Here is a 15,263-nt window from a genome sequence, read left to right on the forward strand (position 1 = left end):
ACGAGAGATGAAAACATTAACTTTAACTAATAGAATATGACGATTAATTGTAAAGGTGAATTAGTGTCGCTTGATTATCCACGTGTGATGGGTATTCTCAATCACACGCCCGATTCGTTTTTTGAGGGGAGTAGGGTAACCGAAAAGACGTTGCTAAATAGGGCAGAGGAGATGCTTATTCAGGGGGCTGACTTTATAGACGTTGGCGGGTATAGTACGCGCCCTAATGCAGCTGAGGTATCGGAAGAAGAAGAGTTAGCGCGTGTGATACCTGTAGTGCGTCAGCTGATAAAGGTTTTTCCTGATATGCTGATTTCGGTAGACACTTTCCGAAGCGAGGTAGCTCGTCAAGCCGTTGCTGAAGGCGCTGCGATTATCAACGATATATCGGCAGGAGGGTTAGACCCTCAGATGCTGAAAGTGGTAGCTGAAGCGCAAGTACCCTATATAGCGATGCATATGAGAGGTACGCCCCAGACAATGCAGCAGCACACCGACTACAATTATATCATTACCGATATGCTTTATTATTTTTCGGAGCGCAAGACTGCTATGATGGAAATGGGCATCAACGATGTGATAATAGATGTGGGGTTTGGTTTCTCGAAAACCTTAGACCAGAATTATGAAATACTGAAGCATTTAGAGCGTTTTCAGATACTGAAAGCCCCTCTGTTAGTAGGGCTTTCGCGCAAATCGATGTTGTACAAACTACTTGATACAGACCCTGCTGGAGCCTTAAACGCTACCACTATAGCCAATACGATAGCCTTACTAAAAGGGGCGCACATCATACGCGTACACGATGTGAAAGAAGCCAAAGAGTGCGTGAAAATTATCAGTAAGATACGATGAAACTATTTGATATTTTAGACTTTACTATTGCCGATGCGATAGATATACTGCTGTTTGCGGCTTTTCTGTACTATGTATACCGACTTATCAGAGGTACGGTAGCTATCAATATTTTTATGGGTATCGTGATGATTTACCTATTGTGGAAAATCACCGAAGCCTTGCAGATGCAATTGCTTAGCAGTATATTAGGGCAGTTTATAGGGGTGGGGGTATTTGCGCTGATAGTGGTATTTCAGCAGGAAATCCGCCGCTTTTTGCTGACTATAGGGTCTACTAATATCACGGCGCGCAATAAGCTGCACCGCATATTTCACTTTTTCAAACAGAAAGAAAGTCTGCTAAATGTAGAAGGTTTAGTAAGCGTATGCCATAAACTCGGCACTACCCATACAGGGGCATTGATAGTGATAGAGCGCAGTGTGCCTTTAGACTTTGTGATAGCTACAGGCGACAAGATGAACTTAGAGCTATCGGGGCCTATTATTGAGAGCATTTTTTATAAAAACAGTCCGCTGCACGATGGGGCTATCGTTATAAGGGGCAATACTATTGTGGCTACACGGGTTATTCTGCCCGTAGCAGCTGAAGATACGTTGCCCAAACACTACGGCTTGCGCCACCGTGCCGCAGTATCTATCACCGAAAAAACCGATGCTACAGCCTTGGTAGTATCAGAAGAAACGGGACATATATCGTACTTTAAGAATGGCAATTTTGTGAGATTTGCCAACGAAGAGGAACTTATAAAAATGATACAAGAAGACAATTAACCTATTTTTTAATTTACTATGAAGATAAAAGAATCAAAATATTATCACCCTGTGAATGTGCTACAGGTAGATAGCGATGACCATATAGAGCTGTATGACAAGTATAAACTGCTCACTTTTACGAATCCTTATCGCGGACTATTAGACGACCTGATGGCACATATTTATTTTGGAGGTGATGACCTTGTGATACACAGAGATAAACTAAAACACTTTGTAAAATGTACTGATTATTACACTTTTGAATACGCTTCTAAGCAAAATGAGCTTTACGAATCGGAGGAGTGTTATTTTCACCCTACTTTAGAGGTTTTTCTGTTGATAGACAAGAATTTATCGAATGAGTACGACAGTCAGATTTTTGAAGATGGGCTTTACAAAGTCAGTTCGGTGTATTACGAAAATACCAATCCTAAGACGAAAGAAAACCTCAATAAACTATTTGAGGATTATATAGAAAAATACGTTTCAAAAGAATCAAAAGTATCTATACTGTTGAAAACATCGCGAGGTATAGACATTAAAACGCATACTATTAAGCCTTATCGCATTGATTTTGAGACAATGTACAACGATGACTTCGCTGAGGTACATCACCACGTAAAGAATGCTCTTACTAATGAAGATAAGGGGGTAGTACTCTTTCACGGTATTGCAGGTTCGGGCAAAACCAACTATATCAAATGGCTTACGAGTCAGATACCCAATAAGAAATTTATTTTTGTGCCTACCTCGATGATAGCCTCACTTACTGACCCTGCTTTTATAGGCTTGCTTATCGAGAACAAAAATTCGGTATTAGTGCTTGAAGATTGTGAGAACTACATAGCCGAGCGTACCTCCTTTAATAGCAATACTGATGTGGTATCGTCTATACTCAATATAGCTGATGGAATGCTTTCGGATGTGCTTGAATGTCAGCTTATCTGTACTTTTAACTCAGATATTTCGAAAATAGATGCTGCCTTGCTCAGAAAGGGTAGGCTTATAGCAGAATATAAGTTTAAAGAGCTGACCGTAGAGAAATGCAATAAGTATTTGCAATCAACAGATAGAAATTTAGTAGTAGAAAGGCCTTATTCGTTAGCTGAATTGACCAATATAGACTCTAAAGAACTAAAAGCAGATAACAAACAATCTAAAATAGGCTTCAAATGATACGATTACTACTTATAATACTTGTTTTTCCTGCTTTTTTGACAGCACAAGAAGCCGGCAACCGCCTTTCTTTGCTCTTTATGGGCGATGTGATGGGGCACGGGCCTCAGGTAGAGGGGGCTTACGATGCTAAGACTAAGCAATACGATTATGAACCTGTATTTGCCAAAATAAAGCACAAGTTTGCTGAAGCAGACTTTGCAATAGCTAATCTAGAGGTTACTTTGGGAGGTAAGCCCTATAAGGGGTATCCGCAGTTTTCATCGCCTGATGCCTTGGCGGTAGCTTGCCAAAATAGCGGAATAGATGTGCTAGTAACAGCCAACAATCATACCTGCGATAGAGGTAAAAAAGGAATTATCAGAACTTTAGATGTACTCGACTCGCTAAAAATAGCTCATACAGGCACTTTTAGAGATAAAGCAGCGTTTGATAAGCATAACCTGTTGGTGCTCTCTAAAAATGGCATCACAGTAGGAATACTAAACTACACTTACGGTACTAACGGCTTGCCTGTGCCAGAGCCTACCATAGTGAATCGTATCAACCTACCCCAGATGAAAGAAGATATAGACCAAGCTAAAAAGAGGGCTTTGGATAAGTTGATTGTCGTAATTCATTGGGGGATAGAATACCAGCAACACCAAAATACACAACAAGAGGCTGTGGCAAAATTTTTGTTTGACAATGGGGTAGATATTATTATAGGCGGACACCCCCACGTGCTACAGCCAATGTACTACACTGCCCAAACAGGCCTTCATAAAGAGCAATTTGTAGTATATTCGTTAGGCAATTTTGTGTCGAATCAGCGCAAGAGTCCCTCAGATGGGGGAGCAATGGTATCGCTTACCTTATTAAAAGATGCTCATACAACCAGAATAGTAGATAAAGGTTATCATTTAGTATGGGTAAATAGGACGAAAAAAGCTAATGGTAAATATCTTTTTGAAATATTACCTTGCAAAGAATATGAAGAGGATAATTTTAAAGACCTTACTGAGGAAGCTAAGGATAGTATGAATATTTTTATTAATAATTCTCGCAAACTATTCAAAGGAAATATTTTAGTAGAAGAAAAATAAAAATAATTTGTAAGATTGTAAATAAAATACTATCTTTGTCGCTCTTATAAACCATCTCTTAATTAAGAAGTTTAATAACCATAAATATGAAGAAAATTATACTATTAGCCTCTGCGCTAAGTTTGTTTGCCTGCAAAACTACACAAAAAGTTTCTACCCCTCAGGCAGTAAATCCTATTCCTACCGCTCGTCAATTAGCGTGGCAAGATTTGGAATACTACGCTTTTATTCACTTCAATATGAATACCTTTACTGATATGGAGTGGGGGACAGGAGGGGAAGACCCAGCCCTGTTTAACCCTACTGAATTAGATGTAAATCAATGGGTGAAAGTGATAAAAGAAGCCGGAATGAAAGGGGTTATCATAACTGCTAAGCACCACGATGGGTTCTGTTTGTGGCCTTCAAAATACACAGAACATTCAGTAAAAAACTCTCCTTGGAAAAATGGTAAAGGCGACCTTGTGAAAGATTTATCAGAGGCGTGCCGTAAGGTAGGACTAAAATTTGGAGTCTATCTATCACCTTGGGATAGAAATCACGCAGAATATGCTCGTCCGGCATATGTTAATTACTTTCATAACCAGCTGAGAGAGTTGCTTACTAACTATGGTGAAATATACGAAGTGTGGTTTGATGGCGCTAATGGAGGTACTGGCTACTACGGAGGTGCTAACGAAAACAGAAAAATAGATGCTGACACCTATTATCAATGGGATAAAACGTATGCTATAGTACGCGAATTACAGCCTCAAGCTACTATTTTTGGCGATGAAGGTCCAGATATACGTTGGATAGGTAATGAGAAAGGTTATGGTACTACTACTAACTGGAACCCATTTACCTCTAATCCTACTTTAGAAGGAGCCCCTCGTTTTAAACACTTAGGTGAAGGTGATGAGAATGGTGTGAATTGGATACCTGCAGAGGCAGATGTATCTATCAGACCAGGTTGGTACTACCACGCACGCGAAGACCACCAAGTACGTCCGCTTGAGAAAATGGTAGATATTTACTACGCTTCAGTAGGAAGAGGATATAACTTTTTGCTTAACTTACCAGTAGACAGACGTGGACTCATACACGAGAATGATATCAAGAGATTGATGGAGCTCAAAAAAGTGATAGAAGCAGACTTTGCAGATAACTTAGTAGGTCAAGCTACTGTAAAAGCTAGTAATGAGCGCAAGCCTTTTAGTGTGGCAAATGCTATTGACAGTAATAAAAATACTTATTGGGCTACAGAAGATGGAGTAACCAATGCATCATTAGAGTTTACTTTTAGCAAACCTACTACTTTCAATAGATTTTTAGCACAAGAGTACATCGCCTTAGGGCAACGTGTTAAGAATTTTAAGATAGAATACGAAAAAGACGGACAATGGCAGCCTATAGATGCACAAACTACTATAGGTTATAAACGCATCTTGCGTTTTGAGCCAGTAACTGCTACTAAATTACGCTTTACTATATTAGACGCCAAAGCAGCTCCTCTTATTAGTAATATAGGGATTTATAACGCTCCTCAGCTGTTAGTTACACCTATGGTAACGCGTACTAAGGATGGCTATATTAATATGAAGGCTGCTGATAAAGCTACTGAGATTTACTATACTCTTGATGGTTCGACTCCTACTGAAAAATCAATGCGTTATGGCTCTCCGTTTGCGCTTGCTAAGCCTACTACCCTTAAAGTAGTTGCCTTTGACCGCAGTAGAAACCAATACAGCGAGGTAGCTTCTCACTCTATAGAGGTAGCTAAAGGACTGTGGAAAGTAATAGCTACTAGTGCTAAAGAAGTAAAAACAATTGATAGAATAATAGATGATAGTGCTACTACTTGGGGCTATCAGAAGAAAGAAAATGATACCCCTGCTATTACTATAGATTTAGGTGAAACTTTGTCGTTGAGTGGCTTTACTTATCTACCATCACAAGATAGATGGGCAGAGGGTACTATCAGTCATTATGTGTTTGAAGTAAGTACTGATAACGTACATTGGAAAAAAGTATCAGAAGGTGAGTTTGGTAATATAAAGAATAACCCTATAGAGCAACGTATTAACTTTGCTACTAGAGAAAATGCGCGCTATATTAGGTTAATAGCTACTAAAACTGTAGATAATTCGAGCATTGTATCTTACGGAGAAATTGGTGTTATAACACAGTAAAAATGTATATCAATAACGCAAAATTATCATTAAGCCCTAAATGGCTTTATATTATAGTTCCAACCCTGTTCTTTGCATTTGCAGGGTTGAACTTTTTAGTGTCACTACTATTTGATACCTCTTCTCTTATCAAGGCAGAAATTGCGTCTAAAGGCGAACTAGTGTACCTTACTGAGAATTTGTTAATCTTTGCTATATTTTTAGCAGTGTTGCTCTTATGGGTTAAGTATGTGCATAGAGAGCCATTAACTGCTCTAATTACAGCTCGTCCTAAGATAGATTGGAAGCGATTTTGGTTTGCTTTTGCTTTATGGGGAGTAGTAACAGTAGGGGTAACGCTGATAGATTACGTCATACACCCCGAAGCGTATGTATGGAATTTTCAGTGGATGCCTTTTCTGAAGTTATTGGTGATAGTGGTTCTTATGATGCCTCTGCAAACAGGCTTTGAAGAGGTCTTTTTCAGAGCTTACTTAATGCAGGCAGTAGGACTTACAGTGCGCAATGCTTGGTTACCTTTATTAGTTACTTCAGTTACTTTCGGACTGATGCACCTTGCTAATCCAGAAGTGGAGAAATTAGGTTATATGCTTCTTATTTACTATATAGGTACAGGGTTCTTCTTAGGAATTACCACCTTAATGGATGACGGCATAGAGTTAGCACTTGGCTTTCATACGGCTAATAACCTCTTTACAGCACTTTTAGTTACTTCAGATTGGACAGTATTCCAAGTCCCTTCTCTATTACGTGATGTATCAGAACCTACCTTAGGGCTTACTTTATGGGTACCATTATTAATCTGTTTTCCTTTAATGCTTTATATTTATGCTAAGAAATACCATTGGAAAGATATAAAGAAACACCTTATAACTCGATAAAAATAAAAAAGAGCTGCTCCACAAGGGCAGCTCTTTTACTTTTAAGGATTGGTATCTTTTTAGTTTTTAAATATCTTCTTATGGAAAACAATCATCAGCCCTACAGCTATAGAAATAGCAGAATCAGCTACGTTAAATATAGGCTCAAAGAATCTAAAACGCTTACCGCCCCAAATAGGCAGCCAATCAGGAAGTACTGTGTCAATAATTGGGAAATAGAACATATCTACTACCTTTCCGTGCAATAAAGTACCATAAGGATTGGGTGAGAAAAGCGTAGCTATATTGCCATAGCTTTGGTCGAAAATAACTCCGTAAAATACAGAGTCAATGATGTTGCCCAGAGCACCTGCTAATATTAGAGAGATAGAGATAATAAGCATCTTAGGTTGTTTTTTCTTTATGGCAGAAACCAACCAATAGCCAATACCTATAACAGCAACAATACGAAAGAGCGTCAGTATAAGTTTTCCGTATTTACCTGGTATTTCAGTACCCCAAGCAGCTCCGTCATTCTCAACAAAGCAGATTTTAAACCAACTAAATACCATTACCGCTTCATCAAGAATGAAGTGTGTTTTAATGTATATTTTGCTCCATTGGTCGATGAGGAGCACCAATAAGATAATAAGAGTAGCGTGTTTTAACTTCATAATCTTTTCTTAACGATATTCTTTTACAGCTTCCACAAAGGCAATAGCATTTTCTACCGGTACATTAGGTAGAATACCGTGGCCTAAATTCGCTATATACTTATCCTTTCCAAAAGTGTCAATCATTTCTTTTACTTTTTTCTTAATCTCAGCGGGCGAAGAGAGTAGGCGAGAAGGGTCAAAGTTACCTTGTAGCACTATCTTTCCTCCGGTTAGTTCTCTTGCTTTTTCAGGGCTGCACGTCCAGTCAATACCTAAAGCAGAAGCTTTAGAGGCAGCCATTTCAGGTAATGCAAACCAGCAGCCTTTGCCAAATACAATTACTTTAGTCAGCGGCGCTAGGGCTTCAACTATCTGATTGATATATTGCCAAGAAAAAGTACGATAATCTTCAGGCGAGAGCACTCCACCCCAACTATCGAATATCTGCACAGCATCTACCCCTGCTTTCACCTTTTCTTTTAGGTATAATATAGTAGTATCAGTTATTTTCTGTAGCAACTGATGTGCGGTTGCAGCATCGGTAAAGCAAAGCTCTTTAGCCGTAGCAAAATCGCGAGAGCTAGAGCCTTGTACAGCATAACAGAAGATAGTGAAAGGAGACCCTGCAAAACCAATCAGAGGCACGCGATTGTTAAGTCGCTGTTTGGTAAGCTTTACTGCCTCAAGCACATAGCCCAATGTTTCTTCAATGTCAGGTACAATCACTTGAGCCACATCTTTGGCGGTACGTATAGGATTAGGGAGCCAAGGGCCTACACCTTTTTTCATTTCTACCTCAATATTCATCGCTTGAGGTACGACTAAGATGTCTGAGAATAAGATAGCAGCATCTACGCCTACAATATCAACTGGTTGTACTGTTATTTCGGCTGCTAATTCAGGAGTTTTACAGCGTGTAAAGAAGTCGTATTTATCGCGTAAAGCTCTAAATTCAGGCAAATATCTACCTGCCTGACGCATCATCCACACAGGAGGGCGTTCAGTGCTTTCGCCATTTAGTACGCGTAGAAATATATCGTTTTGTAACATTTTTTGTTAGGTGTAAAAAAGAAGAGGCTGCCCGAAAGGTTTTTGGGCAGTCTCTTCTGCATAATAATAACTTAAATACTTTTGATGATACTGATGAAATCATCAGCTTTAAGAGCTGCCCCTCCGATAAGTCCGCCGTCTACATCTTCTTTAGCAAAGATTTCTTTAGCGTTATCAGGTTTTACGCTGCCACCATATAGGATAGACACGCTATCAGCTACATTTTTGCCGTATTTATCAGCAATGGTTTTGCGGATAAAATGGTGAATTTCTTGTGCTTGCTCTGGACTTGCAGTTTCGCCAGTACCGATAGCCCAAACAGGTTCGTAAGCCAATACGATATGTTGCCAAGCCTCAGCAGGTAGATGGAATAATCCATTCTTTATTTGGCTACCTACTACATCAAAATGCTTGTTTGCTTTGCGTTCTGCAAGCTCTTCACCTATACAGAATACTACACGCATATTGTGTTTTAGGGCGGTATCTACTTTTTTAGCAAGACTTTCATCTGTTTCGTTGAAATAGGCACGGCGTTCAGAGTGACCTAAGATAGTAGTTTTCACTCCGATAGCATTTAGCATTTCAGCAGATATTTCGCCTGTATAAGCTCCGTTTTCAGCGAAGTGCATATTCTGAGCGATAACTTCTATAGCGCTACCTTTAGCAGCTTCTACTGAAGGGATAAGGTTTACAAAAGTAGGGGCAATCATCACCTCTGCATCAGTTTGAGGTACTTTTTTCAATAGGTCTGAAATAAGGGCTAATGATTTGTTTACATCATTATTCATTTTCCAGTTTCCTGCTACAATTTTTTTTCTCATATATAATGAATTTTTTATTTTCAGGTGGTAAAGTGTTGTCTTGTGGCGCAAAGATACAAAATAATTATCAATTAGCAATTGATGATTAGCAATTTACTAACGACTCTCTCTCCACTTACAAGCCAACAGTGTGTTTTTCAGTAGCATAGCTATTGTCATAGGGCCTACACCACCAGGTACAGGGGTAATGTAGTTTGCTTTATTTTTCACTTCATCAAAAGCTACATCGCCTACGATACGGTATCCTTTAGGGGCATTATCGTCTTGCAAGCGTGTAATACCTACATCTATCACGGTTACCCCTTCTTTTACCATATCACCTTTGAGGAACTCTGGTATTCCTAACGCCATTACTATTATGTCAGCTTGGCGAGTAAAGTCGGCAAGGTTGGGAGTGTGACTGTGGGTTAGAGTAACAGTAGCATTACCTTGAGCACCTTTCTGGCTGAGCAAAATACTGATAGGTCTACCCACTATATGCGAACGCCCTACTACCACTACGTGCTTGCCTTTGGTAGGTACTTCGTAGCGTTTTAGGAGCTCCATAATACCAAAGGGAGTAGCAGGTATAAAAGCCTCCATATCAAGGGCTATTCTACCAAAGTTAGCAGGGTGAAACCCATCTACATCTTTCTTAGGGTCTACGGCTAAAAGTATTTTTTGCTCATCGATATGCTTAGGCAGTGGCAATTGCACTATATAACCATCAATATCAGCATTAGCGTTGAGCTTGTCTATTTCTTTTAAGAGCGCTTCTTCTGTTATGTCAGCAGGTAGTTTTACAAGAGTAGAAGCAAAGCCAACCTGTTCGCAGGCTTTTACCTTGCTGTTTACGTAGGTAATACTCGCGCCGTTGTCGCCTACTAATACAGCGGCTAAGTGAGGCACTTTCTTGCCAGCCGCTTTCAGTTGTTTTACTTCTTCAGCAATTTCTTGCTTGAGTGCTTCCGAGGTCTTTTTTCCGTCTAAAATAGTCATTTTTATTATAGTATTTAGTTGTTAATGTTATTGTTCGCCTATCATTTGCAAAGCCTCTTTTACTTGTGCTAAAGACTCAAACGAATCGCTAAAAGTAGTAGAGGTTTTTGTTCTTTCTATTTCATCTATAAGAGCTTTCACAATTTCTGTAGGGATATATTCTTCACCGCCCGATAGGTCAGCTTTAAAGCCTATTCCCACAGCCATTGTTTCTACCTGCATACCAAAGCAAATTTCGATAAATTCTTCTAAGGTAGCTGATTGCAGTATGCCGTCTTTCCAATCTTCAGTTTTGCAAGCCAAAGCAGTGTCTTTGTCCTCAAAAAAGAGGGCAACCGGAATAGCCTCGTTAGTCTCTTCTATATAAAAAGATACTGAGCTACACATAGCGAACGATTCGTCTACCTCTAAGTAGAACACCTCTTTGTTCTTTACTACGGTTTCTATAAACTTTTTCATAAATAGTAATTTTTATAATTAGGTTTTATCTCATTCCCTGCATCATTTGCATCATTTTTCTACCGCCGCCGCCTTGCATCATCTTCATCATCTTGCTCATTTGCTCAAACTGCTTCATCAGTTGGTTCACCTCCTGAAGCTCACGACCACTACCTTTAGCGATGCGTTTTTTTCTGCTCATATCTATAATGGCAGGATTGCTGCGCTCTTTAGGGGTCATCGAGTGAATTATTGCCTCTATATGCTTAAAGGCATCGTCTTTTATGTCGAGGTCTTTCACCGCTTTGCCCACCCCTGGTAGCATACCGAGTAGGTCTTTCATACTACCCATACGCTTTATTTGCTGTATTTGTTCAAGGAAGTCGTCAAAGCCAAATTGGTTTTTAGCAATTTTCTTCTGTAGTTTGCGAGCCTGTTCTTCGTCAAATTGCTCTTGGGCGCGTTCAACGAGCGAAACCACGTCCCCCATACCGAGGATACGGTCAGCCATACGGTCAGGGTAGAACACATCTATAGCGTCCATCTTCTCGCCTGTACCAACGAACTTGATAGGTTTATTTACTACTGATTTGATGGTGATAGCAGCCCCTCCGCGGGTATCACCATCTAATTTGGTAAGTATAACCCCGTCAAAGTTAAGTACATCGTTGAAGGCTTTAGCTGTGTTTACCGCATCTTGTCCGGTCATCGCATCTACTACGAAGAGCGTTTCGTGTGGTTTGATAGCTTGGTGAATGTTTGATATTTCGTTCATCATCTGTTCATCAACTGCCAAACGACCTGCCGTATCGACAATCACCACGTTCAGATGATTTTCCTTAGCGTAAGCCAAACCTTTCAGAGCGATATCCACAGGATTGTTATTGCCTTTGTCTGAAAATACCGGTACGCCTACCTGCTCGCCTACTATGTGTAGCTGGTCTATCGCAGCAGGGCGGTACACGTCGCAAGCCACTAAGAGGGGCTTTTTGTTCTTTTTGGTTTTCAGATAGTTAGCTAATTTTCCAGAGAAAGTAGTCTTACCCGAACCTTGCAATCCCGACATTAATATCACGGTAGGATTACCCGACAGATTTACCCCTGCGGCATCACCTCCCATCAGTTGGGTAAGTTCATCTTTTACGATTTTCACCATCAACTGTCCAGGTTGTAGGGTAGTGAGTACCTGCTGACCGATAGCTTTTTCTTTTACGGTATTGGTAAAATCTTTAGCTATTTTATAGTTTACGTCGGCGTCTAACAGTGCGCGACGAACCTCTTTAAGGGTTTCGGCTACGTTAATTTCGGTAATTTTACCGTGCCCTTTGAGGTTATGCAGGGCTTTCTCTAATTTATCGCTTAAATTATCAAACATTTTATTCTATTTTAAAAGTGGGGCAAAGATAATAAATAAATACGAAATACGAAATACAAGAGCCTAAAATTTACTTTTATCCTTCGCTTATCCTTCGCTTATCCTTAGCTCAAGTCTCGAATTGTGCGTTTGAACTAAATATTTATGATCATATTTTTCTTTTTTTCTTGTTCATTCGGAAAATTTTTGTACATTTGTAGCGTGTACTTAAAAATGCTAAGATTATGAAAAATAAAGTACGATGGTTAATATTTTGTTTGCTATGGCTTTCAGGGGTGGCGCACGCGCAACTTAAAACTGTTAGCGGAGTAGTCAGAGAGCCTGACGGTACGCCTTTAATGGGGGTAGCTGTTGTGATAAAAGGTACTACTCAAGGGATAATTACCGACATCGATGGTAAGTATTCAATACAAGCACGTGCAGGTAGCATCTTAGAGTTTAAGGTTATAGGCTACAAAAATGTGAGTAGAATAGTGCCTAAAACCAGCGATACAAATGTGTCGATAGGAGTTGTTTTGCAAGAAGAGGAAATATGTTTTTACCCAGCACCTCCTGAGGAAAAAATGATAGCATTAGGTATAGAAAAAACTAGTAATATACCTTATAAAATAGAGGCTTTCACTCAGAAGTACATCAGTCAAGGGCAAAGCGATAATGTTGTAAGCTCTTTAGACGGAATGGTCGCCGGACTCAATGTGCAGCGCACCGCCTTAGGAGTGGGCGAGCGTAGGGTGACGATGCGCGGTATGCGTTCCTTGTTTTCAGATAATAATGTGCTCTACGTGATAGACGGAGTGCCATACGACCAGCCTTCAGATCTCAATCCAGAAGACATAAAAGAGGTGCGAGTACTTATAGGCGCTTCAGCTTCAGCACTCTATGGTGCATCGGCCGCTAACGGAGTGGTGCTTATACAAACCCAAAAACCTCAAAACCGAGATATTAGAGTGCGTTTATCATCTTCTCTTCAGTTTGAAAATGCGTATGATTTGCCCCAAATGCAAAATACTTATGGCAATGAGGCAGGGCAATACACCTCGTGGGGGCGCAAGCTCAGTACCCCTTCATCTTTCAATGCCAAAGATTTCTTCCGAACAGGCTATCAAGCTATGACGGCAGTCAATCTGTCAGGTGGTAGTAGCACTAACCGCACTTATGCTTCTGTGGGTTCATTGCAGACTAAGGGGATAGTACCCAATACGGCATACAACCGCTATAATATATGGGTGCGCAATGTTAACGAGTTGCTTAATGAAGATATAGTATTAGACCTCACAGGGGGGTATACCCACCAGTTTCAGCGCAACCAAGTAGGGCACGGTATCGCTTCCAACCCTATTGCGGGGCTTTATCTTTACCCCAGAGGCGAAAACTTTGCCCAAGAGCGTTATTTCGAACGTTATGACCCCGATTTAGGCTATGCTAAACAGTATTGGTATGCTGGGTCAGGCACAGCCGATACCCCTGCCGATATGGGTGAGAATATACAAAACCCCTATTGGGTGGCCTATCGCAATGTGCGCCCTGAGAGCAAAGATCGCTATTTTTTGTCGAGCAAATTGTTTTTTAATATCAGTAACAGATTCAGTCTCACTACACGCTTCAGCTTAGATAATAGCTACTATAAGCGCGAGGACAGGCGTTATGCTTCTACCTTACCAGCTTATGCAGGCGAAAATGGTTATTATGCCTCAGAGAAAGAGAGTACCCAACAGCAATATGCCGATGCCATACTCAAATACGTAAGCACGATATACGGACATTTACAGTTTACTACCTATGCAGGGGCTATCTATCAGGCTACGGCACAAAACAGAGAGGGGTATGGAGGCAATCTGCTTTCTCCTAATAAGTTTAATCTAGCAAATATAACTCCTTCACAACTGAGGGTACTCCCTAACCATCTCGATTATCAGCAGAAGAATGGGGCTGCCTTTCTTTTGGCTGAAGTCTGGTGGAAGTATTTACAGCTAACCGCTTCAGGGCGAGCAGACTTCTCATTATCTCATCCTTATGCTAGTAGCAAAGCCATTATAAGTCCATCAGTAGGTTTGTCTACCAGTTTGCTCAAAATGTTCGACTTAGATATTAAGTATTTGCTAAATGCCAAGGTATGGGCATTTTACACTGAAGTAGCAGCCCCTCTTCGCTATAAAGGTTGGAATGAACGCATCTTCCTCCCCGAAAAACTACAGCCTGAACGCACCCGCTCTTACGAAGCAGGTATTAGTACGAGTTGGTTGAATGATCAGGTAGGGCTAAATGCTGCTGTGTACCGCACTCTCACCAGCAATCAGTTAGTGCCAACAACTATGCCGTATGGTTCAGTATATACCTACCAATGGGCGCAGGCAGGCGAAGTAGAAAACCAAGGTATAGAGTTATCGGCTATCTATAGAAATAACTCTAGCCTTTTCAGATATAGATTGGCTCTCAATGCTACTGCCAACCGCAACAAGATAACCCAATTAGGCACAGAACAAATACTGAATGACTATTTCAGGCTGCGTGAGGGCGACCAGATAGGCGACTTATACGATACCAATGGCAAACGCTTAGGCAGTACCAATCCTGATTGGCTTTTTGGATTGAAAGGAGCTATAACTTACAAAAATTGGGATTTTGATTTCTGGATAAAAGCGCGTTTAGGGGGCGAAGTGTTATCAGATACCGAGCGCTATTTAGATCGTTATGGGGTTTCACAAGCTTCGGCTACAGCACGCGATACCGAAAACGATCTTTTAGGTATTCCTGCACCTTATTATTTTCAACACAAACCTACTGAAAAGTATGTGTATGAGGCTACTAACTTACGCCTGCAACGCTTAGCACTTACGTACCATTTTAATAAGATTTCTATGATAAAAGGCTTTAGTGACTTTAGCCTGTCACTCATAGCCGACAATGTGCTGATGCTCTATAACAAAGCTCCTTTCGACCCTGAGCTAGTATCAGGTACGGGCACTTATGAGGCTGGCTACAACCTATTTATGTTGCCTAGTGTAAGGAGTTACGGACTAAAGGTTAATTTTCAATTCTAAGT

13 protein-coding genes are annotated in these 15,263 nt (G+C 40.5%); 7 read left to right on the forward strand and 6 right to left on the reverse strand.

The window, feature by feature from the left end:
* The first annotated feature begins 36 nt into the window (after positions 1–36).
* The 6 genes from folP to FOC45_RS03995 all read left to right on the forward strand — a co-directional run bounded on the left by folP (position 37) and on the right by FOC45_RS03995 (position 6,923).
* Positions 37–855, forward strand: coding sequence for a dihydropteroate synthase (folP, locus tag FOC45_RS03970; RefSeq protein ID WP_009388914.1), 819 nt, complete (start codon positions 37–39; stop codon positions 853–855).
* Positions 852–1,628: a diadenylate cyclase CdaA gene (gene cdaA, locus FOC45_RS03975; RefSeq protein WP_009388915.1), complete on the forward strand. Its 777-nt coding sequence runs from the start codon at positions 852–854 to the stop codon at positions 1,626–1,628. Before folP ends, cdaA begins: the two co-directional genes overlap by 4 nt.
* 18 nt (positions 1,629–1,646) lie before the next feature.
* The gene (locus tag FOC45_RS03980; RefSeq protein ID WP_009388916.1) at positions 1,647–2,786 is read left to right on the forward strand and encodes an AAA family ATPase; all 1,140 of its coding nucleotides are present in this window, start codon (positions 1,647–1,649) and stop codon (positions 2,784–2,786) included.
* Positions 2,783–3,871: a CapA family protein gene (locus FOC45_RS03985; RefSeq protein WP_009388917.1), complete on the forward strand. Its 1,089-nt coding sequence runs from the start codon at positions 2,783–2,785 to the stop codon at positions 3,869–3,871. The genes FOC45_RS03980 and FOC45_RS03985 overlap by 4 nt, the downstream gene beginning before the upstream one ends.
* Before the next feature lie 86 nt (positions 3,872–3,957).
* A complete protein-coding gene (locus FOC45_RS03990) occupies positions 3,958–6,042 on the forward strand; it encodes an alpha-L-fucosidase (RefSeq protein ID WP_009388918.1) in 2,085 nt (694 codons plus the stop codon).
* A gap of 2 nt (positions 6,043–6,044) precedes the next feature.
* Entirely contained in the window at positions 6,045–6,923 is an 879-nt protein-coding gene (locus tag FOC45_RS03995; RefSeq protein WP_009388919.1) for a CPBP family intramembrane glutamic endopeptidase, read from the forward strand.
* Positions 6,924–6,982: 59 nt separating this feature from the next.
* Here FOC45_RS03995 and FOC45_RS04000 read toward each other — a convergent pair whose 3' ends face one another.
* The 6 genes from FOC45_RS04000 to ffh form a co-directional block, all read right to left on the reverse strand.
* A complete protein-coding gene (locus FOC45_RS04000; protein WP_009388920.1) occupies positions 6,983–7,576 on the reverse strand; it encodes a lipoprotein signal peptidase in 594 nt (197 codons plus the stop codon).
* 9 nt (positions 7,577–7,585) lie between these two features.
* Positions 7,586–8,608 carry a uroporphyrinogen decarboxylase gene (gene hemE / locus FOC45_RS04005; RefSeq protein WP_009388921.1) on the reverse strand — a complete coding sequence of 341 codons (1,023 nt, stop codon included), beginning with the start codon at positions 8,606–8,608 and terminating at the stop codon, positions 7,586–7,588.
* A 71-nt stretch (positions 8,609–8,679) separates the two neighbouring features.
* The gene (gene tpiA / locus FOC45_RS04010; RefSeq protein ID WP_009388922.1) at positions 8,680–9,429 is read right to left on the reverse strand and encodes a triose-phosphate isomerase; all 750 of its coding nucleotides are present in this window, start codon (positions 9,427–9,429) and stop codon (positions 8,680–8,682) included.
* 96 nt (positions 9,430–9,525) lie between these two features.
* Positions 9,526–10,407 (reverse strand): bifunctional methylenetetrahydrofolate dehydrogenase/methenyltetrahydrofolate cyclohydrolase FolD, encoded by an 882-nt coding sequence (gene folD, locus FOC45_RS04015; RefSeq protein WP_009388923.1) that lies wholly within the window; start codon positions 10,405–10,407, stop codon positions 9,526–9,528.
* A gap of 27 nt (positions 10,408–10,434) precedes the next feature.
* Positions 10,435–10,866 (reverse strand): DUF2750 domain-containing protein, encoded by a 432-nt coding sequence (locus FOC45_RS04020; protein ID WP_009388924.1) that lies wholly within the window; start codon positions 10,864–10,866, stop codon positions 10,435–10,437.
* 25 nt (positions 10,867–10,891) lie between these two features.
* Positions 10,892–12,220: a signal recognition particle protein gene (gene ffh / locus FOC45_RS04025; protein ID WP_009388925.1), complete on the reverse strand. Its 1,329-nt coding sequence runs from the start codon at positions 12,218–12,220 to the stop codon at positions 10,892–10,894.
* A gap of 224 nt (positions 12,221–12,444) precedes the next feature.
* On the opposite strand from ffh, the gene FOC45_RS04030 reads away from it, so the two are divergent.
* Positions 12,445–15,261, forward strand: a complete 2,817-nt coding sequence (locus FOC45_RS04030; RefSeq protein WP_009388926.1) for a TonB-dependent receptor plug domain-containing protein — start codon at positions 12,445–12,447, stop codon at positions 15,259–15,261.
* Positions 15,262–15,263: the final 2 nt, after the last annotated feature.

The sequence above is a fragment of the Capnocytophaga sp. FDAARGOS_737 genome, from assembly GCF_009730375.1.
GTDB classification, from domain to species: Bacteria; Bacteroidota; Bacteroidia; order Flavobacteriales; family Flavobacteriaceae; genus Capnocytophaga; species Capnocytophaga leadbetteri.